Origin of the sequence: Rhizobium sp. PP-CC-3G-465, assembly GCF_004343445.1 — a bacterium.
Taxonomy (GTDB): Bacteria; Pseudomonadota; Alphaproteobacteria; order Rhizobiales; family Rhizobiaceae; genus Ferranicluibacter; species Ferranicluibacter rubi.
Genome location: NZ_SLYH01000002.1, coordinates 383,014 through 403,030 on the forward strand (window position 1 = coordinate 383,014; position 20,017 = coordinate 403,030).

General features: G+C 62.3%; 18 protein-coding genes. 11 read left to right on the plus strand and 7 right to left on the minus strand.

Going from position 1 to position 20,017, the window contains the following annotated elements:
• Nucleotides 1-60 precede the first annotated feature (60 nt).
• The 5 genes from C8J33_RS14080 to C8J33_RS14100 all read left to right on the plus strand — a co-directional run bounded on the left by C8J33_RS14080 (nt 61) and on the right by C8J33_RS14100 (nt 5,816).
• Entirely contained in the window at nt 61-690 is a 630-nt protein-coding gene (locus tag C8J33_RS14080; RefSeq protein WP_110808175.1) for an RraA family protein, read from the plus strand.
• A 48-nt stretch (nt 691-738) separates the two neighbouring features.
• Nucleotides 739-2,268, plus strand: coding sequence for an ABC transporter substrate-binding protein (locus C8J33_RS14085; protein ID WP_245420167.1), 1,530 nt, complete (start codon nt 739-741; stop codon nt 2,266-2,268).
• A 78-nt stretch (nt 2,269-2,346) separates the two neighbouring features.
• The gene (locus C8J33_RS14090) at nt 2,347-3,264 is read left to right on the plus strand and encodes an ABC transporter permease (protein WP_110802004.1); all 918 of its coding nucleotides are present in this window, start codon (nt 2,347-2,349) and stop codon (nt 3,262-3,264) included.
• Nucleotide 3,265: 1 nt separating this feature from the next.
• Nucleotides 3,266-4,192, plus strand: a complete 927-nt coding sequence (locus C8J33_RS14095) for an ABC transporter permease (protein ID WP_110802227.1) — start codon at nt 3,266-3,268, stop codon at nt 4,190-4,192.
• A complete protein-coding gene (locus C8J33_RS14100) occupies nt 4,185-5,816 on the plus strand; it encodes an ABC transporter ATP-binding protein (RefSeq protein ID WP_110808176.1) in 1,632 nt (543 codons plus the stop codon). The genes C8J33_RS14095 and C8J33_RS14100 overlap by 8 nt, the downstream gene beginning before the upstream one ends.
• Before the next feature lie 697 nt (nt 5,817-6,513).
• On the opposite strand, the gene C8J33_RS14110 is transcribed toward C8J33_RS14100, so the two are convergent.
• Nucleotides 6,514-7,164: a TetR/AcrR family transcriptional regulator gene (locus C8J33_RS14110; RefSeq protein ID WP_132664650.1), complete on the minus strand. Its 651-nt coding sequence runs from the start codon at nt 7,162-7,164 to the stop codon at nt 6,514-6,516.
• A gap of 98 nt (nt 7,165-7,262) precedes the next feature.
• Here C8J33_RS14110 and C8J33_RS14115 point away from each other — a divergent pair, with 98 nt between their 5' ends.
• The 4 genes from C8J33_RS14115 to C8J33_RS14130 all read left to right on the plus strand — a co-directional run bounded on the left by C8J33_RS14115 (nt 7,263) and on the right by C8J33_RS14130 (nt 11,293).
• Nucleotides 7,263-8,090, plus strand: a complete 828-nt coding sequence (locus C8J33_RS14115) for an alpha/beta fold hydrolase (protein ID WP_132664651.1) — start codon at nt 7,263-7,265, stop codon at nt 8,088-8,090.
• 294 nt (nt 8,091-8,384) lie between these two features.
• Complete coding sequence (locus tag C8J33_RS14120; RefSeq protein ID WP_165929811.1) at nt 8,385-9,674, plus strand: MFS transporter; 1,290 nt, start codon at nt 8,385-8,387, stop codon at nt 9,672-9,674.
• Between the two features lie 68 nt (nt 9,675-9,742).
• Entirely contained in the window at nt 9,743-10,501 is a 759-nt protein-coding gene (locus C8J33_RS14125) for an SDR family oxidoreductase (RefSeq protein ID WP_132664653.1), read from the plus strand.
• Between the two features lie 45 nt (nt 10,502-10,546).
• Nucleotides 10,547-11,293 (plus strand): SDR family oxidoreductase, encoded by a 747-nt coding sequence (locus C8J33_RS14130; RefSeq protein ID WP_207904039.1) that lies wholly within the window; start codon nt 10,547-10,549, stop codon nt 11,291-11,293.
• An 87-nt stretch (nt 11,294-11,380) separates the two neighbouring features.
• Here C8J33_RS14130 and mce read toward each other — a convergent pair whose 3' ends face one another.
• The 5 genes from mce to C8J33_RS27545 form a co-directional block, all read right to left on the minus strand.
• Entirely contained in the window at nt 11,381-11,791 is a 411-nt protein-coding gene (gene mce / locus C8J33_RS14135; protein ID WP_132664655.1) for a methylmalonyl-CoA epimerase, read from the minus strand.
• A gap of 6 nt (nt 11,792-11,797) precedes the next feature.
• On the minus strand, nt 11,798-13,939 hold the full coding sequence (scpA, locus tag C8J33_RS14140) for a methylmalonyl-CoA mutase (protein WP_132664656.1): 2,142 nt from the start codon (nt 13,937-13,939) through the stop codon (nt 11,798-11,800).
• Nucleotides 13,939-15,942: an acetyl-CoA carboxylase biotin carboxylase subunit gene (locus C8J33_RS14145; protein WP_132664657.1), complete on the minus strand. Its 2,004-nt coding sequence runs from the start codon at nt 15,940-15,942 to the stop codon at nt 13,939-13,941. Before C8J33_RS14145 ends, scpA begins: the two co-directional genes overlap by 1 nt.
• Before the next feature lie 182 nt (nt 15,943-16,124).
• A complete protein-coding gene (locus tag C8J33_RS14150; RefSeq protein ID WP_110801992.1) occupies nt 16,125-17,657 on the minus strand; it encodes an acyl-CoA carboxylase subunit beta in 1,533 nt (510 codons plus the stop codon).
• Nucleotides 17,641-17,856 carry a hypothetical protein gene (locus C8J33_RS27545; protein ID WP_110801991.1) on the minus strand — a complete coding sequence of 72 codons (216 nt, stop codon included), beginning with the start codon at nt 17,854-17,856 and terminating at the stop codon, nt 17,641-17,643. Before C8J33_RS27545 ends, C8J33_RS14150 begins: the two co-directional genes overlap by 17 nt.
• A 2-nt stretch (nt 17,857-17,858) precedes the next feature.
• Here C8J33_RS27545 and C8J33_RS14160 point away from each other — a divergent pair, with 2 nt between their 5' ends.
• On the plus strand, nt 17,859-18,269 hold the full coding sequence (locus C8J33_RS14160) for a Fic/DOC family protein (RefSeq protein WP_132664658.1): 411 nt from the start codon (nt 17,859-17,861) through the stop codon (nt 18,267-18,269).
• Nucleotides 18,270-18,921: 652 nt separating this feature from the next.
• Nucleotides 18,922-19,686 (plus strand): BID domain-containing protein, encoded by a 765-nt coding sequence (locus tag C8J33_RS14165; protein ID WP_132664659.1) that lies wholly within the window; start codon nt 18,922-18,924, stop codon nt 19,684-19,686.
• A 69-nt stretch (nt 19,687-19,755) separates the two neighbouring features.
• On the opposite strand, the gene C8J33_RS14170 is transcribed toward C8J33_RS14165, so the two are convergent.
• Complete coding sequence (locus C8J33_RS14170; RefSeq protein ID WP_110808186.1) at nt 19,756-20,010, minus strand: hypothetical protein; 255 nt, start codon at nt 20,008-20,010, stop codon at nt 19,756-19,758.
• Between the last annotated feature and the right edge of the window lie 7 nt (nt 20,011-20,017).

Genomic DNA, 20,017 nt, shown 5'->3' on the forward strand with positions numbered 1-20,017 from the left:
TCGGAAGGCCTTGGGAGAGGCCTTCATAAAGGTCCAGGCACCGAGCCTTCAGGAGGAGACATGACGATCGAAGAAAATGCAGCCCCGCAGCCGGTAGATCCTAGCCTGATCACCGAGTATCGCGGCGTCGCCACGTCCATCATCAGCGACAACCTGTCCCGCCTGCCGGGTGCGACCGGCGTGCTGCCTTATCATGCCGGCGGTCCGCTCATCGGAACGGCGCTGACGGTGAAGACGCGCAGCGGTGACAATCTCGCCATTCACGCAGCCCTGAAGATCGCCCGCCGCGGCGATGTCATCGTGGTCGATGGCGGCGGCGATGTCAGCCAGGCGCTGATCGGCGAAATTATTCTGACGCACGCGGAATCGATCGGTGTCGCCGGCTTCGTGATCGACGGCGCCATCCGCGACGTCTCGGCGATCCGCGCGTCCGACCTGCCATGCTATGCCCGGGGCGTGACCCACAAGGGTCCCTATAAGAATGGTCCGGGATCTCTCAACGTTCCCGTGTCGATCGGCGGACTGGTCGTCCATCCCGGCGATCTCATCGTGGGCGACGACGACGGCGTGGTTGCGCTGTCGCCACAGGTGGCCGTGGATCTGCTGCCGGGCATCCGGGCGCAGGAGGAGCGCGAACGGGTGAAGATCGCCAAATTCAAGGAGGCGCGGCTGCAGCTTGTGAGAGCCTGAGCCGTCTCACCGAACAGGTCCATTCGAACGACAATGAGGAGAACGTCGTTGAATTTCTGGAAATCCATCGCGCTGGTCGCATCGACCGCCCTGATCGCCCCCGCCAGCCTTGCGCATGCGCAGGGCGCGACGGCCGTCACCATCGTGCTTCCCGCAGGTCCCGACCGGCTCGACCCCTGCGAGACGCCTCGCTCGGTCATCGGCCGCATCATCAAGCAGAACGTCGTGGAGACGCTGGTCGAGCTGGACTATGCCAACCAGAAGACGCTGCCGCGTCTTGCGACAAGCTGGGAGCAGACGACACCGACCGAGTGGGTGTTCAAGCTTCGGCCCGGCATTGCCTTCCACGACGGTACGCCCTTCGACGCCAAGTCCGTTGTCCACTCGCTGGAGCGCACCAACGATCCGGCGCTGACCTGCATCACCCGCACCAAATATCTCGACGGTATCGACATCAAGGCCGTGGAGGTCGATTCGCAGACGGTGAAGTTCACGACCAAGACGGCGGTGCCAATCCTGCCGACGCTGCTCGCGCAGCTCACCATTTCCTCGGTCAACACACCGAAGGGCGAATACACCGCGAAGCCGATCGGCACGGGCCCCTACACCTTCGACCACTGGACGCAGGGCGAGAATGTCGGCCTGGTCAGAAACGATGCCTATTGGGGCGACAAGCCCGTGATCGACAAGGCGACCTATGTCTGGCGCACGGAGTCCTCCGTGGCGGCCGCCATGGTGGAGACCGGCGAAGCCGATCTTGCCTTCTCCATCGCGCCGCAGGATGCGACCAATCCGGAGACGGACAAGGTCTATCCGAACTCCGACAGCGCGCTGTTCCGCCTCTCCGTCGATATTCCCCCACTCAACGACGTCCGCGTGCGCAAGGCGATCAACCTGGCCATCGATCGCAAGGCGTTCCTTGGCAGCGTCATCAGCGACAAGGCGGAACTCGCCATGCAGCAGGTCGGCCCGAGCGCGCTCGGCTTCAATCCCAACCTGAAGCCCTGGGCTTATGATCCGGAACAGGCACAGAAGCTGCTCGCCGAAGCCAAGGCGGATGGCGTGGATGTCGATCGCGAGATCCGCATGATCGGCCGCCCGGCCATGTTTGCGAACTCGAACGAGTTCGTGGAGGCGTCCGCCGAAATGCTGCGGGCGGTCGGCTTCAACATCAAGCTCGAAAACCTCGAAATGACGCAATGGCTGAAGATGGCGAACAAGCCCTTTTCGCCGGACCGGGCGCCCAACATCTTCCTGACCATGCACGACAACAACAGCGGCGACGCTGCCTTCACGGCCTTCTTCAAGTATCACTCCAATGGCCGACAGAGCGAGTTGCACGACCCGGCGCTGGACGCCCTGATCGTCAGCGCCGGCACGAAATCCGGCGACGAGCGGGTGAAGGAATACAACGAGGTCTTCCGCAAGATTTATGAGGACGTCGTCGCCGACGTGCCGCTGTTCCACATGGTCAACTACATGCGCGTGGGCAAACGGCTGGATTTCACACCGACGATCGCCAATGCCGTCGAGCTGCAGTTGGCCCGGTTGAAACTGGCCGACAAGGCGACTGACTGATTATCCGGCGGCGTGCCTCCCTTCCAAGGGGGCGCGTCGTGTCCGACCATCGATCCACATCCGGCGGAGGAGGCTGATATGGGTTCTTTCATCTTCAAGCGATCGTTGCAGAGCGTGTTCTCGCTCGTGGCGCTGATCATTCTGATCTTCTTTCTGGCCCGCATGACGGGCTCGCCCGCGGACCTCTATCTGCCACAGGACGCATCCGCGCAAGCGCGCTTCCAGTTCAACGAACAGTACGGGTTCAACGACCCACTGATCGAACAGTTTGGCCGCTTCCTGTGGGGCCTCCTGCATTTCGACATGGGCCAGTCGCTGCAGTTCTCGCGTCCCGCCGTGGATGTCGTGCTGCAGGCTTTTCCGACGACGCTGGCGCTGGCCGCCATCACCATGCCGCTCGTTCTGCTGGTGTCGATCATCACCGGCTCGCTCGCAGCCTACCGCCCCGGCGGCATTTTCGACCGGCTCGCCAGCATTCTCTCGCTGATCGGGGCAAGCACGCCGAACTTCTGGGTGGCGATCGTCGGCGTCCTCGTCTTCGCCGTCACGCTGCGGGTGCTGCCGACGTCCGGCACGGGAACGGCCCTCCATTGGATTCTGCCCGTCGGTGTTCTCATGCTGCGGCCTACCGGCGTGCTCGTTCAGGTCGTGCGGACGTCCATGATGACGGCCCTGTCCTCCACCTACATCAAGACGGCGCGCGCCAAGGGCGTCGGCTCCCGCGCCATCGTCTTCGTGCATGCGCTTCGCAACGGCCTGCTCCCCGTCATCACGGTGGCGAGCGACCAGGCGGCCGGCATCGTAAACGGCGCCGTCATCGTGGAAACCGTGTTCGGCTTTCCCGGCATCGGCAAGCTGATGATCGACTCGGTCCTGCTGCGGGACTTCGCCGTCATCCAGGCCGCTGTGCTCGTGACGGCGCTCGCCGTCTTCGTCATCAACATCATCGTGGATATCGCCTATGCCCTCGTCGACCCGCGCATTCGGTACAGCTGAGATGGCCGCGCCCGTTTCGCTCACCGTCAGGCCCGCCGCGCCGTCCTCCGGCGTCCGGGAGATCCTCGGCCTTCTCTGGCAGGACAAGGTGGCCACCGTCTCGGCCGCGCTCCTGACCCTCGTCCTCGCCTGCGTCCTTCTCGGACCCTGGCTGCTCGCCGATCAGGCGCGCGCCCTCAATCTCATGGCGCGCAACGCCCCGCCGTTCTCGATCGACAAAGGATGGCTGTTCGTGCTCGGGGCCGACGCGCTCGGCCGCAGCCTGCTCGCCCGTATCGTCGTTGCCAGCCAGAACACGATGCTGATCGCGGTCAGCGCGGTCGCCATCTCCATGGCCATCGGCGGCATTCTCGGCCTTATCGCCGGCTACAAGGGCGGATGGGCGAGCGCCGTGCTCTTGCGGCTCGCGGATGCGATCATGAGCTTTCCGTCCATGCTTCTGGCGGTCATCGTGCTCTTCGTATTCGACCCCGGCGTCGTCAACGTCATTCTCGTGCTTGCCGTCTCCCGCATCCCGATCTTCCTGCGCACGGTGCGCGCCGAGGTGCTGGAGATCAAGGAGCGCATGTTTGTGGTCGCCGCCCGCGCCATGGGCGCCCGGACCGACCGCGTGCTCTTGCGCCATGTCGCGCCGATGATCCTGCCGACCATCATCAACCTCGCGGCCCTTGAGATCGCCTTCGTGATGCTCGTGGAGTCCGGCCTTTCCTTCCTCGGCATCGGCATCCAGCCGCCCGAGGTGACCTGGGGCCTGATGGTGGCCGACGGCCGCAACTATCTCGGCTCCGCCTGGTGGCTCGCCTTCTGGCCCGGCGTCGCGATCATGCTCGTCACCATGGCCCTCAACCTTCTTTCCAACTGGCTCCGCGTCGTCACCGATCCGGTCGAACGCTGGCGCCTCCAGACATCGGTAGGCAGACATGACTGATCAGCCGCTTCTCGACATCCGCAATCTCTCGATCGATTTCCCCAACCGCCACGGCGTCGTCCATGCCGTTGCCGACGTCAGCTGGTCCGTCAATTCCGGCGAAACGCTGGCGATCCTCGGCGAAAGCGGCTCCGGCAAGAGCGTCAGCGCATCGGCGGTGATGGATCTGGTCGATGCGCCGCCGGCGCTCATCACCAGCGGCGAGATCCTCTATCGCGGTCGCGATCTTTTGAAGACGCCGCGCGCGGAACGCCGCAAGATCAACGGGAAGAACATCTCGATGATCTTCCAGGATCCGCTGGCGGCCCTCAATCCGGTCTATCCCGTCGGCTGGCAGATCGCCGAGACGCTGCGGGTCCACGGCGTCGACAAGGCGACGGCCCACGCCCGCGTGATCGATCTTCTCGGCCGCGTCGGCATTCCCGACCCGGAACGTCGGGCGAAACAATATCCGCACCAGTTCTCCGGCGGCCAGCGCCAGCGTATCATGATCGCGTCGGCCATCGCGCTCGAGCCCGACCTGCTGATCGCCGACGAGCCGACCAGCGCGCTCGACGTGACGGTCCAGGCGCAGGTTCTGAAGCTTCTGAAGGAGTTGCAGGCGGAAAGCGGCATGGGTCTCGTGCTGATCACGCACGATCTCGGCGTGGTCGAGAAGGTGGCCGACCGCGTGGTCGTCATGCAGAACGGCCGGATCGTCGAAGCGGGTACGGCAACCGCCATCATGACGACGCCGCAGCATCCCTATACCCGCAAGCTGATCGACGCGATGCCCGGGCGGCATGGCTTCCAGCCGCAACCGGCCGTTGCCGGAAGCGAGCGTCCCCTACTGGAGGTGCGCAATGTCTCACGGGTCTACGGCGTGTTACCCGGTGGGAAAGCCGAGATCGGCCCGAATGCCGTCAAGGCGGTGGACGATGCGAGCTTCGTGCTGAACAAGGGGGAGACGCTCGGCATCGTCGGCGAATCCGGCTCGGGCAAATCGACGCTCGCCCGCATGCTGCTCGGCCTCGACAAGCCGACGCTCGGCACGATCCGCTTCGACGGCCACGACCTCAACGCCATGTCGTCGGCGGAAACCTTCCGGGTGCGGCGGCGGATGCAGTTCGTCTTCCAGGACCCCACGGCCTCGCTCAACCCGCGCATGACGGTCGGCCAGATCGTGTCGGAGCCTTGGGCGATCCATGCCGACGTTTTGGAAAAGCCGCTCTGGCGCGACCGTGCGATCGATCTTCTGGAGCGCGTCGGCCTGAAGGCCGACCAGATCGACCGACATCCCCACCAGTTCTCCGGCGGCCAGCGCCAGCGCATCGCCATCGCCCGGGCGCTGGCGCTCCAGCCGGATGTCATCGTCTGCGACGAGGCCGTGTCGGCGCTCGACGTTTCGGTGCAGGCGCAGGTGATCGACCTCCTCAAGACGCTTCGTCGCGATTTCGGCCTCTCCTACATCTTCATCGCCCACGACCTTGCGCTGATCCGCGACTTCGCAACCTCCACCATCGTGATGTATCGGGGACAGATCGTCGAACAGGGACCCACGGAGTCCGTCTATCGAGATCCGCAGCACGCCTACACGAAGCGTCTGCTTCAGGCGAGCGACGTAAACCTCCCGAACGCAGCATGAGCGTCGATGACCGTTAAAAGGCGCAGAGCCGCCCCTCCGTTCGCTTGGCCCTCGGAGACCGAATGTCCCAGCGAATTGACCTGGAATGTCGATTTTTTCGAAAAGATCCCGCTGCGGTTTTCATTGACCTGACAGCCGCACTGATGGCTTCCTCTTCCGGATCCGAATGAATGGCGGGAGGGCCCAAGATCTATGCGGGGCAATGGGAAGCGGCCATCAGCCGAGCCAGGTAACATATGATGAGAGACAAGTGGTTCTGGGTATGGCTCTTGGTCCTCGCCGTACCCGTCACCTCGCTGATCACCGTTCAGATCGATACCCATTCCGGGGCCTCGATTGGCGGCGGAAGCTACGATCTTGGGCCATTCCTGTATTCCTGGGCGTTGATCATCGTAACGGCGGTATGGTCGCTCTGCGCTTTCACAGTTGCATTCCTTCATCGCAACCCGGCAGCGTCGAGACGGTCCTTCTGCTTGACAGCGATAGGGGGCGTGACATTCAGTGTTGTTCTGCTTCTTTATCGAAAGAACCTTTCTTAGAATGATCGGTAATCCGGCATTCGATCCGCGCTTGTATCTCTCGCGTCACCTTGCAAACACGAGATCGTGTCCCCGCTGCCGTTCATCTCGGCCGTCACGGTTGATCGCGCGCGGGCGCCGCATGCTGTGATGCACCATCAATGTCGGGGATCAAACACCTAAAGCAGCCCCAGCCGCTTCTTCACGGCATCACGCGAAACCAGCAAAATGTCGCTCGCGCTGTCCGTGTCCAGGGTTGCGCGCGCCACGATCATTGCTCCCAGCAACTCGGAAACGGCCGAACGCGCGGCCCTGCGCGGATCCTCGTGGCCGATCTCGCGCAGCAAGCGTTCGATGCGGGCTGGAAAACGCTCAAGCCCCTCGGCGAAGCGTTCTCTTGCGAGAGAGGGAAACCGCGGCGCGTCGTTGGCGAGCGACGTCGATGGGCAGGATTTCTCGACGCAGTTCCGGCTTTCGAGGGATGCATACTGGTCGATTGCGGCGATCAGAGCCTCCCGCGGAGATCGGCCTTCCGTTGCCTTCACCATCGCGGCCGAGATCTCATCGAACGCATAGGTCACCGCCTCCGCAGCCAGATCGTCCTTCGATTTGAAATGCGCATAAAAACCGCCATGCGTCAGATTCAGGCTCCCCATCAAAGAGGCGACCGACAGTCGCTCAAGGCCAAGCCGTCTCAGTGACGCGGAGGCCTCGGCCAGGATATTCCGTCGCGTCACTTCGGACTTTCTCAGTGTTGCGGGTTTGACCATCCACAATGCTCCATCATCATCAGGAATATGATGACTATCACATTCCGATCCGAGAATCATCCACGCAGATTCAGTGACTTGTCATCGGGTAGTAGATTTCGCTTGCCATAAAATATGATGAGTATCATATTATTGATATTAGCATCTTCGGAGGACCCATGACCCACGACCCTATTCAGTACGCAGAAACGGCATTCGGCAAACTCGCCTATCGCATCGACGGTGCTGCCGATGCGGAGCCCTTGCTCCTGCTGCAACGGTTCCGCGGCACGATCGAGGACTGGGACCCGCTGTTCATCGAGCGGCTTGCCCGGGACCATAAAGTCATTCGCTTCGACAATGTCGGGGTTTCCCGTTCGCAGGGCGAAACGCCCGACAATGTTCCGGATATGGCCAAAGGCGCCCTCGCGCTGATGGATGCGATCGGGCTCGGCTCCGTCCACACGCTGGGATGGTCGCTCGGTGGCTATGTGGCGCAGGCCCTGGCGCTGCTCGCTCCGGACCGGGTCAAACGTTTGGTGATCGCCGGTTCCGGCCCGGGCGCCGTGACGGAGGGAACGCAAAAGCGTCACCCGCGGGTCAACGAGATCGCCCAGAAGAAAACGATCGAGGACGCCGATACGGTGTTTCTGTTTTCCGCCGATAGCGACAGCAGCCGGGCGGCCAGCCAAGCGAGCCTCGATCGCATCGCCAAGGCACGCACGGGAGACCTCGCCACGCAGGCGACGGCCGGCGCCCAGCTGCAGGCCATCATGAACTGGTCGGGAGGGCGGGATGCCGCAAGGCCGCGGCTTGGCGAACTGACGATGCCGATCCTGGTGGCCAACGGCACGACCGATGTCATGGTGCCGCCCTATGGCGCGTTCGTCATCTCGCAGGAAGCGCCGAACGCCAAGCTGATTCTCTATCCAGACTCCGGCCATGGCTTTCTCTTCCAGCACATCGACGCCTTCGTCGACGAGCTGAAGGCGTTCTTTACCGCCTGATGGCAGTCGCCTGAAGAGAGCGTGGTTTCGGGAGAACACCATGCCTCGGTAAATGAAGACGGCGCGGACATCGAGCCGCGCCGAACACTCGCCCGGGAGGAGCCGGCGGCGAGAATGGTGCGCGTTGACCACGCTGGATCAGCCTATCCAAAGACAAAGTTACGGATCGAGGCGCCTTGGCGCCTGAGCGAACCCTGGGAGGGGAAAATGGAACGCACGGACGGTCGATCGACGCTGAGAGCATCGGCTCAGCACATACTGGACAATCATCCGATGGGGAGACAGCGATGGCTCATGCTCATCGCATGCTTTCTGATCATCGCGCTCGATGGAGCAGACGTCCAATCCGCAAGCTTCATCTACCCGGAATTCGTCCGGCTATGGGGCGTGGAGAAACCCTTCATCAGCGCTATCGTCGTCGGCGGGTTGATCGCGATGGTCATCGGGGCCTCCATCGCCGGGCCGCTTGCCGACAGATACGGGCGCCGCAGCGTGATCGGCTGGGGCGTGGCACTTGTCTCCACCGGCACGTTTCTGGGCGCCTTCGCATGGGATGCGAGAATCTTCCTGATCATCCGGGCGTTCACCTGCCTGGGGCTGGGCGCCATCATGCCGATCACGGTGGCCTTGATCAGCGAATTCGCCCCAACACAGAAGCGGGCACGGGTGGTGACGACGGTCTTTGCCGGCTACACGGCTGGCGCCGCCATTTCCGGTTACCTCGCAGCCGTGCTGATCCCGATGCTGGGCTGGCGCTGGTATCTCGTCGCCATCGGCGGGCTTTCTGCCGTTATGCTTCCTGTTTTCCTCAAGGTGGTGCCGGAATCCATCGGCTGGCTGGCGACGCAGCGCGATGGCGAAAGACGGGTTCGCGAGATCGTCCAGCGGGTTCTGCCCGGCGCTGATATCGCGACCCTGAAGGGTACAGGCGGCGAACGCACCGAAGCGAAGGTCGGGGGTATCAAGCTGATCACCTCCAAGCGTTATCTGCCGATCATGGTGGGCATTGCGATCTGCTACTTCATCGGCCTGGCCGTCATCTATCTCTTCCAGACCTATTTTCCCTTGGTCATCACGCAGTCCGGGTTGCAGCTATCGCAGGCGGGCATCCTCGTTGCCGCCTTCAGCGTTGGCGGCGTTCTTGGCGCCTTGTTGATCGGTTCGGCCATGGACACGTTCGGACGGTTCAAGGTTCTCGCTGTCGCATGGCTGATCGCGATCCCGGCCATCTGGGCCGTTGCTTTCTCGACGCTGGATTACCAGACCCTGATCGTTCTCTCGTTCATCTGGGGCATCCTGCTGCAAGGCGTCAATTCCGGCCTGAACGCCCTTGCCGCCACCCTGTTTCCGGCGGACGCAAGAGCCACAGGCGTATCGTTCATGCATGCGCTGGGCCGTTTCGGGGCCATTCTGAGCGGTCTGGTCGGCGGCGTCGCGATCAGTCTGGGATGGTCGATCGGGAAGATCTTCTTCATCCTCGGATGCCCGCTCATCGTCGGTGTGGCCGCAATCATCTTCCTCAGTGTGGTCAGCGGACGAAAAGATGACGTCGTGATCGAAGATCCCGCCTTCCTCAAAGCCTAAACAGCTCCTTCAAACACGCAACGAACCCGGCGCTGCCGGCTTCGTTCGCCCATCATCAGGATGAAACAATGTCAGTGGATTTCAACGGAGCAGTCGTCCTCGTCACCGGAGCCAATGGCGGTCTGGGGCAGGAATGGATACGCCAGTCGCTTGAGCGGGGTGCAACAAAGATCTATGCCACCGACCTGCAACAACGCGAGTGGAACGACGAGCGGATTGTTTCGCTCGTGCTGGATATCACGGACGACGCATCGGTGACTTCCGCCGCACAGACGGCGCTGGATACGACCATCGTGATCAACAATGCGGGCGTGGCCTTTCGCGAGCCGCTGTTGACCACCGACGACCAGACGATGCGGCGGGTCTTCGATATCAACTTCTTCGGTCCCGTGGCGGTATCGAAGGCATTCGCCCCTGTTCTGAAGAACAATGGCGGCGGTGCGATCCTCAATGTAACGTCCGTGCTGAGCTGGCTCGTCGTTCCCCCCGTCTACAGCTCTGCCAAGGCAGCGCTCTGGATGGCGACGAACGCCTTGCGCATCGAGCTCCTTCCGCAGGGAACCGCGGTGGTGAGCCTGCATATGGGCTACACAGACACGCCGATGACGAAGGCGCTGAACGTTCGTAAGAACGATCCGGTCGATGTCGTGCGGGCTGGTCTCGATGGCATCGCCAATGGCGCATATGAGGTGCTGGCCGACAAGCTGTCCGTTCAGGTCAAGCGCGCGCTGTCGGAGCCGGTGGAGGTGCTCTATCCGCAACTGACGGGTTCTGCGCTGCGCTTCGACCAACAGCCGCACATACTGGCCGAACAGGCTTTGGCCTAGGTGCGGCGCGTAAGGAGGGTAGCGAAGATGTACAAGGGTTTCGATTTGACAGGCAGAGTTGCGGCGCTGACGGGCTCGTCGAGCGGCATGGGATTCGCGATCGCACGAGCATTGTGCGAATGCGGCGCGAAAGTGGTTCTGTCGGGTCATCTCGAGCCGGAGCTGGACGACGCGGTCGCGACCTTGTCCCGTGAGAGCTACGACGTTGCAGGCGTCGTCTGCGACATTACTCGCCCCGAGCACGTCGCCGTGTTCGGAGAACGCTCGATGTCCGCCTTCGGCAAGGTGGACATCCTGTTTGCGCTCGCAGCGCCCCAGGCGCCTGTCGGCCCGTTGCAGGCGATGACGCCGGACGCGTTCGAGAAACTGTTGTCGGGCACGGTCGTCTCGAATTTCGCGCTCGCGCGTCAATTCCTTCCTGACATGGTTGAGCGGCGCGACGGCAGTATCGTCTTCATGTCGAGCATAGCCGCAGAGCGCGCAAACCCGGTTCTCGGCGGATATGGCGCCGCAAAAGCGGCGTTGAACAGCCTCGTTCGCAACATCGCCGTCGAGGTCGGCGCCTTCAACGTCCGCGCCAACGCGATCTCACCGTCGATTGTTCGGACGGCGTTTTCGAAAGACATATGGAGCGACGACGAGCGGGAAAAGGCGCTGCTGGCAAAAATCCCGGCTGGCCGCATCGCAACGGTTGATGACATCGTCGGCGCCGCTATCCTGCTCGCCTCACCGGGCGGCTCCTACATTTCCGGCCAGACCTTGTTGATCGATGGCGGGCGCTCGGTCTGGTAGGAGGGATCGTTCGTTACGACAGAGCCCGAGAGTATGGGCCTAAACGGATCCCGCGACCCAGACTGGCGGACTCGAAGAGCGTTATCCTTACGGTCTTGCGACTTCTTCGAACTCCACCAGCGTTCCGAAGAAATCCTTGGGATGTGCAAACAAGACGGGAAGGCCATGCGCGCCGATCTTCGGCTCACCGGAGCCGAGGATGCGAACCCCGATGTCGTTCATTTTTTGGCCTACGCCATCAATGTCGCTCACCTCGAAGCAAAGGTGGTGAATGCCACCCGACGGGTTCTTGGCAAGGAAAGACGCTATCGGCGAATTCTCACCGAGCGGATACAGAAGCTCGATCTTGGTATTCGGCAATTCGATGAAGACGACGGTGACCCCATGTTCGGGCAGATCCTGTGGCTTGGATACCTGTGCCCCCAGAGCCTCGTAGAGCGCGATCGCCGCATTGAGGTCCGGGACCGCGATCGCGATGTGATTGATGGGTCCTAACATGCTGCCTCACTGGTTGCGCAATTTGCCCTGCATCAGATCGATCACCGCGCGGGCCGCCTCAAGAACGTTCGTGCCCGGCCCGAAGACGGCGGAGACACCGTTTTCGAGCAGGAATTCGTAATCCTGGCGCGGAATGACGCCACCGACGACGACGATGACGTTGTCGGCACCGCGCGCCTTCAGGGCCGCGACCAGCTGCGGCGCCAGCGTTTTGTGGCCGGCAGCCAGAGACGACATTCCGACCACGTGAACCGTGTTCTTCACCGCCATCTCGGCAGCCTCGTCCGGCGTCTGAAACAGCGGACCGACCAGCACCTCGAAGCCGATGTCGCCGAAGGCCGAGGCGATGATCTTGGCGCCGCGGTCATGGCCATCCTGGCCAAGCTTGGCGACCATGATCTTCGGCTTGACCGAAAGCGCGGCGGCGAACTCGCCGAGCCGGCCGACCAGCGTGGTATATTCCGGATCGTTCTCGTAGGCCGCGCCATAGACATCGGCGACGACCTCGGAAACGGCAGTGTGATCGCCGAAAACCATGCGCATGGCATCGGAGATCTCGCCCACCGTGGCGCGTGCCCGAGCCGCATCGACGGCGGCGGCCAGCAGATTGCCGTGACCCTGGAGTGCAATCCCGGTCAGTGCCGCCAGCGTCGCTTCGACCGCTGCCGGATCGCGGCGACGCTTGGTCTCCTCGATGCGCCGGATCTGGGCGATGCGCACGGCGGCATTGTCGATGTCGAGAATGTCGAGCGGTGCTTCGTCTTCAAGCCGGTACTTGTTGACGCCGACGATGACCTCCTCGCCACGGTCGACGGCGGCCTGCCGGCGGGTGGCGGCTTCCTCGATCCGGCGCTTCGGCATGCCCGTCGCGACCGCCTTGGTCATGCCGCCCAGCGCCTCGATCTCCTCGATCAGCTCCCAGGCCTTGCTGGCGAGCTCGTCGGTCAGGCTTTCGACATAATAGGAGCCGGCCAGCGGATCGACCACGCGGGTGACGCCGGTCTCGTGCTGCAGGATCAGCTGGGTGTTGCGGGCGATGCGGGCGGAAAACTCGGTCGGCAGGGCGATCGCCTCGTCGAGCGCATTGGTGTGCAGCGACTGCGTGCCGCCGAGCACCGCCGACAGCGCCTCGTAGGCCGTGCGGATGACGTTGTTGTAGGGGTCCTGTTCCTGCAGCGAGACGCCGGAGGTCTGGCAATGGGTGCGCAGCATCAGGCTTGAGGCCAGTTTCGGCTCGAACTCCGCCATGATGCGCGACCAGAGAAGGCGCGCGGCACGCAGCTTGGCTGCCTCCATGAAGAAGTTCATGCCGATGGCGAAGAAGAACGAAAGGCGACCGGCAAAGGCGTCGACGTTCAATCCCTTGGCCAGCGCGGCGCGCACATATTCGCGACCATCGGCCAAAGTGAAGGCCAGTTCCTGCACCAGCGTCGAGCCGGCCTCCTGAATGTGATAGCCGGAAATCGAGATGGAGTTGAAACGGGGCATCTCCTTCGCCGTGTATTCGATGATGTCGGCGATGATCCGCATCGAGGGCTCGGGCGGGTAGATATAGGTGTTGCGGACCATGAACTCCTTGAGGATGTCGTTCTGGATGGTGCCCGAGAGTTTTTCGCGCGAGACCCCTTGTTCTTCGCCTGCGACGATGAAATTGGCGAGGATCGGGATCACGGCGCCATTCATGGTCATCGACACCGACATCTCGTCCAGCGGGATGCCGTCGAACAGGATCTTCATGTCCTCGACGCTGTCGATCGCCACGCCGGCCTTGCCGACATCGCCCTCGACGCGGGGGTGATCGCTGTCGTAACCACGATGGGTCGCGAGATCGAAGGCGACGGATAGGCCTTTCTGCCCGGCGGCAAGGTTGCGCTTGTAAAAGGCGTTCGACGCTTCGGCCGTCGAGAAGCCGGCATACTGCCGGATGGTCCAGGGGCGACCCGCATACATGGTTGCGCGTGGCCCGCGGGTAAACGGTGCGAACCCCGGCAGGGAGTCCAGATGACCGACATCCTTCAGATCCGCCTGGGTATAGAGCGGCTTGACGTCGATGCCCTCGGGCGTGTGCCAGGTAAGCGTTTCCTCAGGGGCTTTCAGCTCGCGCTCAGCCAGCGCCTTCCAGTCGGCAACTGTTTTCGCATCGGACATCACTCGAACTCCATGATCAGTTCATCGACCGCAAGACTCTGGCCTGCCGATGCGGCAATGCGCTTCACCGTCGCGCGTCTTTCGGCGCGCAAGGTATTTTCCATTTTCATCGCTTCGACGATCGCAAGCGCCTGGCCGGCCTCGACCTGCTCACCCTCCTGAACCGCGATCACGGTGATGATGCCGGGCATCGGGCAGAGAAGCATCTTCGAGGTATCGGGCGGCAGTTTGACCGGCATCAGGCGCGCGAGCTGTGCCACCCTCGGCTCTCTCACATGGGCCATCAGATCCATGCCTCGCCAGCGAAGACGAATTCCCACCCCGGAGTGGGAGATCTTGACGCCGATCTGCTCTCCATCCACCGAGAAATTGGCATGGCTTTGTCCCGGCTGCCACCGACCCGAGATCGTCGATACCGTTCCATCGGCGAACTGCACTGTCGTCGTCTCTGCAGAAGAATCCAGCGTTAGCTCGAACGTCTGGTCGGCAATCGTTGCCACCCAGTGTCGCCCAATAATCCGCCGGTGGTTGCCGATCGTTCCGGAGATCTGCGCGGCGCGGCTCTGGAGTGTGTGGTTGATGTGGGTTGCGATCGTTGCCAGTTTCCGGGCTGCCGTGGTGTCCGGCGCGACGCCGTGGAAACCGTCGGGAAACTCCTCAGTGATGAAGGCTGTGGTGATGTTGCCCGACCGAAACCGGTCATGCTGCATCACGGCCGAGAGGAAGGGCAGGTTGTGGCCGATCCCCTCGACCTCGAAATCATCCAGCGCAGCGCTCATCGCATCGATGGCCGCAAGCCGGTCCGGCGCCCAGGTGCAGAGCTTGGCGACCATCGGGTCGTAATACATCGAAATCTCGCCGCCTTCGAAGACGCCCGTGTCGTTGCGCACGACCGTGCCGTCCGGTCTCTTGCCTTCCTGCGGCGGGCGATAGCGTGACAGCCGTCCAATCGAAGGCAGGAAATTACGGTAGGGGTCCTCGGCATACAGCCGGCTTTCGATCGCCCAGCCGTTCAGTTTGACGTCGTCCTGGCCAAGAGACAGCCTTTCGCCCGCGGCAACCCGGATCATCTGCTCGACGAGGTCGATGCCGGTGATCAGCTCCGTTACCGGGTGCTCGACCTGCAGGCGGGTGTTCATTTCGAGGAAGTAGAAGTTTCTGTCGCCATCGACGATAAACTCGACCGTGCCGGCCGAGTGATAGCCGACGGCCTTCGACAGCGCGACGGCCTGCTCGCCCATGGCGCGGCGGGTGTCCTCGTTGAGGAACGGTGAGGGAGCCTCCTCGATGACCTTCTGGTTTCGTCGCTGGATGGAGCATTCACGCTCACCGAGATAGAGCACGGTGCCGTGCTTGTCGCCGAGCACCTGAATCTCAATGTGGCGCGGCTGCGTGACGAATTTCTCGATGAAGATGCGGTCGTCACCGAAGGAAGCCTTGGCCTCGTTCTTGGAGGACTGAAAGCCTTCTCGCGCCTCGGCATCGTTCCAGGCGATGCGCATACCCTTGCCGCCGCCGCCCGCAGACGCCTTGATCATGACCGGGTAGCCGATTTCGCCAGCGATCTTCACCGCCTCGTCGGCATCGGCGATCAGGCCCATATGGCCGGGAACCGTGGAGACGCCGGCTTCCGCCGCCAGCTTCTTCGAGGTGATCTTGTCGCCCATCGCCTGAATGGCGCCGACCGGCGGACCGATGAAAACGACGCCTTCCGTCTCCAGCGCTTCTGCGAAAGCGGCGTTTTCCGACAGGAAGCCGTAACCCGGATGAACGGCATCGGCGCCGGTCTTGCGGATCGCATCCAGGATCCTGTCGATGACGATATAGGACTGGTTCGACGGCGCTGCGCCGATATGCACCGCCTCGTCAGCCATCTTCACATGGAGCGCATCAGCATCGGCATCGGAATAGACGGCGACGGTGGCGATGCCCATCTTCTTGGCCGTCTTGATAACCCGACAGGCGATTTCACCGCGGTTCGCAATCAGAATTTTTTTGAACATGGGTTATCCCGCGACTGAAGCGCTGTTGAGGTTTGGCGACCGTTCCATCGTGATGGCCTTCGATTTGATCGACGATCCGACGACCGATGCCGTGCCCGTGGACATCCGGCATTCTTCCAGCCGCAGGGCGAATTCATCCTCCGCAACGGCGTCTCTCAGGTTCATCGTACTCGACACGGTACTCACAACGGTATCGTGTCGTGCTTGCGCCAATGCACATGGCTTTGCTTGTTGCGAAGCGAAGCGAAGGCCCGGGCAATGCGGCGGCGGGACGAATGAGGCATGATGACCTCATCGATGAAACCGCGCTCGGCGGCGACGAAGGGGTTGGCGAACCGCTCTTCGTATTCCCTGGTGCGCTCTGCGACTTTGTCGGGATCGCCAAGCTCCGACCGGTACAGGATTTCGGTGGCGCCTTTTGCACCCATGACGGCGATCTCGGCTGTCGGCCAGGCGTAGTTGACATCGGCGCCGATGTGCTTGGAGGCCATCACGTCGTAGGCTCCGCCATAGGCTTTGCGCGTGATCAGCGTGACCATCGGCACCGTCGCCTGACCGTAGGCGAAAAGAAGCTTGGCGCCGTGCTTGATGACGCCGCCATATTCCTGCGACGTTCCGGGAAGGAACCCGGGGACATCGACCAGGGTCAGAATGGGAATATTGAACGCATCGCAGAACCGGACGAACCGCGCCGCCTTACGGGCGGAATCCATATCGAGGCAGCCAGCCAGTACCATTGGCTGATTGGCGACGACGCCGACGGATTGCCCCTCTATGCGGATGAAGCCGGTGATGATGTTCCGGGCAAACGCCTCCTGGATCTCGAAGAAGTCGCCCTCGTCTGCAATCGCCAGAATCAATTCCCGCATGTCGTAGGGCTTGTTCGACGAAGCCGGGACCAGCGTGTCGAGGCGGTGCTCGATCCGGGCGGGGTCGTCGAAGAATGGGCGCACGGGCGCCTGTTCGCGGTTGTTGAGAGGCAGGAAGTCGAACAGCAGGCGGATCTGCTCGAGCGCTTCCACGTCGTTTTCAAAGGCGCCATCCGCGACGGATGATTTTGTGGTGTGGGTTCGCGCACCGCCCAGTTCCTCGGCGGTGACGATCTCGTTGGTCACCGTCTTCACGACATCAGGGCCGGTCACGAACATGTAGGAACTGTCGCGAACCATAAAAATGAAGTCGGTCATGGCCGGCGAATAGACCGCCCCGCCGGCGCAAGGCCCCATAATCACCGAAATCTGGGGGATGACGCCGGAGGCGTCGACATTGCGCTTGAACACGTCGGCGTAGCCGGCCAGCGACGCGACCCCCTCCTGAATGCGGGCGCCTCCGCTATCGTTGAGGCCGATCACCGGTGCGCCGACCTTGACCGCCATATCCATAATCTTGCAGATCTTCTGCGCGTGCGTTTCCGACAACGAACCGCCGAGAACAGTGAAATCCTGGGAGAAGACATAGACCTGCCGGCCGTTGATCGTGCCCCAGCCCGTCACGACCCCGTCGCCGGCAATCTTCTGACCGGCCATTCCGAAGTCAACGGCACGGTGCGTCACATACATGTCGTACTCTTCGAACGAGCCCTCATCCAAAAGAACCTCGATCCGCTCGCGTGCCGTGAGCTTGCCTTTGCCGTGCTGGGCATCGATGCGCTTCTGACCGCCGCCGAGCTTTGCTTCGGCCCGCCGTGACTCAAGCTGTTCAAGAACGGATCGCATGCCATCTCCCCTTCAAAGGCGTCACTGTTGACCGCATTGGTAACGCAGAAATGGGCTCCACAAAATACTTGATCGTGCATTCGGGCTGATCAACAAGCTCGATCTGCGTAGCCCGAATGACCTCGACGAGGACGAACTGGCGCTGTTCCTCATAAGGGCTGATGAAACGCCGCCGGCGGGCCGGTTTGATTATCTGCATACGTGGCCCTCCACCATCACCTCTTCCAGGACGTTTACGATTGGGCCGGGACAGCGCGGACTATCCGGATCGGCAAGGGTTCCAACTGGTTTTGCTATCCGGAGCATATCGACCAACAGATGAAAGCCGCGTTCGCAGCGCTTGAAGACCATAGTTTCCTCGCTGACAAGCGCCCCGCCGAATTCGCGGATTTGGCCGCTGAGATACTTGCGTGGCTCAACGCCATTCACCCGTTCCGTGCGGGCAATTGCCGAACCCAGCTGGCTTTACTGTCGATGTTGACCGAACAGGCCAGGCTTCCGTCCAATGATGACCAGCTGGCCCGCGATCGCGTCATTGCGGCGATGATCGACAGCTTCGGCGGTGACAAAGACCCACTGCGCAAATTAATCCTCGATCTGTTCAGCGCCTGACACGCTACCCTAGTGACAGGCGTGCCTCGGAGGTCCTGCGAATGACAGGGTTGAACCATCAGCCGTGCCAAGGGCTGCCATGGTCCAGTTCTCAATCCGCCTGACGAGAGGGGTATGTAGGTTATTGCCCGGCTGTTGATTTTCCCATGTTCCGTCTGACGTCATCTCGGCCTGGGTGTGGTCGGGTTTGCGTCGTGGCCTTTTCCCGTCAATCGGGCCGCCCGCTCCGTTCGCTGCGCTCCCGTGTGGCCCGCTGACCGTGAGCGGCGGAGTGCCGCCGCCTGAACTCCCAGACCGGCCTCGATGGACGTAGCCGGAGAAACCAAGGGAAAAAATCTTATGACAACCGAACCAACAAGCCCTCCCACGCCGTCTACCACGTCGAAGGCGAGCGCAAGAAAGCCTACTGGACCAAGATCGGCGCAGCCTGGTCGCACGAAGACGGCGAGGGGTTCAACATCCAGATTACCTGCCTGCCGATGAACGGCCGCCTCGTGGTCCGCAAGCCCAAAGCCGACGAGAACCAAGAGACGCGCGATGAGCGCGCTCCCGACCCAAGAGTAGCGGGTGTTCCTCGATATCTGGCACGTCTACGAAGTCACCGTTCAGTCAGGCGCACAATGCGTCCATTGAGCGGACCGAGCACTCCACAGTGTCCGAACGCCCAGCACCCCTCGTGCCCGCCGTCACCCGCTACGACCGCGGTATCGAGGACGTCGCGCGCGAGAAGGCCGCATCGGTGATCGAGCACACGTTCGGGACCGTCGCATCGCTCGTGCAGCAGGTGTTCCAGGATCCGGAAACCGTCACACGACAGCTGCGAATGGGCATCACCGAGAAGACAGGGAGGGGGGCGGAGCTCGCAACCCTCATGGCCAGACAGCTCGAGCGGTTCGGGGAGCTGCGTGGCAAGTCGGGGCTGCTTGGCGACAACAAGGAGCGCAGACAAGCGAGAGACATCGCAAACGCGGTCGCCGCCCATATCGGCCATGTCTCGAAAGCCTGGGAACGGCGCCTGGATGCGGAGCGGGCATCGGAAACCTGGCAGCGCGAGAAACGCGATGGCGTCGAGGTGCCTGGCCTGACACCTCGCAGCTTCGAGCTCATTGCCCAGGTGGAAAAGGCAGCGATCGACAAACAGGGTCCGCTCATCGATCAGTTGCGGTCAACGCCGGAGGGGAGGATCGCGCTGGAAGAGGCAAAGCGGGTGGCCGATGCGCTCACTCTTCGGTTCGGGCATTCCGATCCGCGGAACTTTTCCCCCGAGCTTGAGAAGCGTCCCGAGCTTGCAAAACAGGCCGAGACGATCAAGAGCGTTGCCCGCATCGTGGAGCGCACCCGCATGGCGGAGCTCACGCGGGATCATACGTTAAAGCATCAGCTCAGCCGAACGAAGGGGCTCGGGTTGAGCCGGTAAGATGATGAGCGGACACGAGCTCGTGTTCACGGATTGGCCGAAAAGATGGCGTAGACGCTCTTAGCTCCGTCAAACGGTCCGGACCGGAAACATGTCCTCGCCATAGTGATGCAGGCGGGTGTGATGACGGCGGCACAGCCAGCGCACGTCGAGAGGGTCCTCGTACTGGTCGTGATGCGCGTCGACCGTGTCGATGCCGCAGACCTCGCAGGGTTGTTTGGCAAGATCCCCTGCCTTGACGGCTCGCTGCACGGCCAGGTGCGCATCGTACTTTGCCGGATTGGCCCGGCGCCAATTCGCCTGACGGGTGTCGGTCTTCAGCATCGCTGGT

Coding starts and splice junctions, on each gene's coding strand:
- C8J33_RS14080 (WP_110808175.1), top strand. CDS start 61: ATGACGATCGAAGAAAATGCAGCCCCGCAGCCGGTAGATCCTAGCCTG.
- C8J33_RS14090 (WP_110802004.1), top strand. CDS start 2,347: ATGGGTTCTTTCATCTTCAAGCGATCGTTGCAGAGCGTGTTCTCGCTC.
- C8J33_RS14095 (WP_110802227.1), top strand. CDS start 3,266: ATGGCCGCGCCCGTTTCGCTCACCGTCAGGCCCGCCGCGCCGTCCTCC.
- C8J33_RS14100 (WP_110808176.1), top strand. CDS start 4,185: ATGACTGATCAGCCGCTTCTCGACATCCGCAATCTCTCGATCGATTTC.
- C8J33_RS14110 (WP_132664650.1), bottom strand. CDS start 7,164: ATGATTCTCGGATCGGAATGTGATAGTCATCATATTCCTGATGATGAT.
- C8J33_RS14115 (WP_132664651.1), top strand. CDS start 7,263: ATGACCCACGACCCTATTCAGTACGCAGAAACGGCATTCGGCAAACTC.
- C8J33_RS14120 (WP_165929811.1), top strand. CDS start 8,385: ATGCTCATCGCATGCTTTCTGATCATCGCGCTCGATGGAGCAGACGTC.
- C8J33_RS14125 (WP_132664653.1), top strand. CDS start 9,743: ATGTCAGTGGATTTCAACGGAGCAGTCGTCCTCGTCACCGGAGCCAAT.
- mce (WP_132664655.1), bottom strand. CDS start 11,791: ATGTTAGGACCCATCAATCACATCGCGATCGCGGTCCCGGACCTCAAT.
- scpA (WP_132664656.1), bottom strand. CDS start 13,939: ATGTCCGATGCGAAAACAGTTGCCGACTGGAAGGCGCTGGCTGAGCGC.
- C8J33_RS14145 (WP_132664657.1), bottom strand. CDS start 15,942: ATGTTCAAAAAAATTCTGATTGCGAACCGCGGTGAAATCGCCTGTCGG.
- C8J33_RS14150 (WP_110801992.1), bottom strand. CDS start 17,657: ATGCGATCCGTTCTTGAACAGCTTGAGTCACGGCGGGCCGAAGCAAAG.
- C8J33_RS27545 (WP_110801991.1), bottom strand. CDS start 17,856: ATGCAGATAATCAAACCGGCCCGCCGGCGGCGTTTCATCAGCCCTTAT.
- C8J33_RS14170 (WP_110808186.1), bottom strand. CDS start 20,010: ATGCTGAAGACCGACACCCGTCAGGCGAATTGGCGCCGGGCCAATCCG.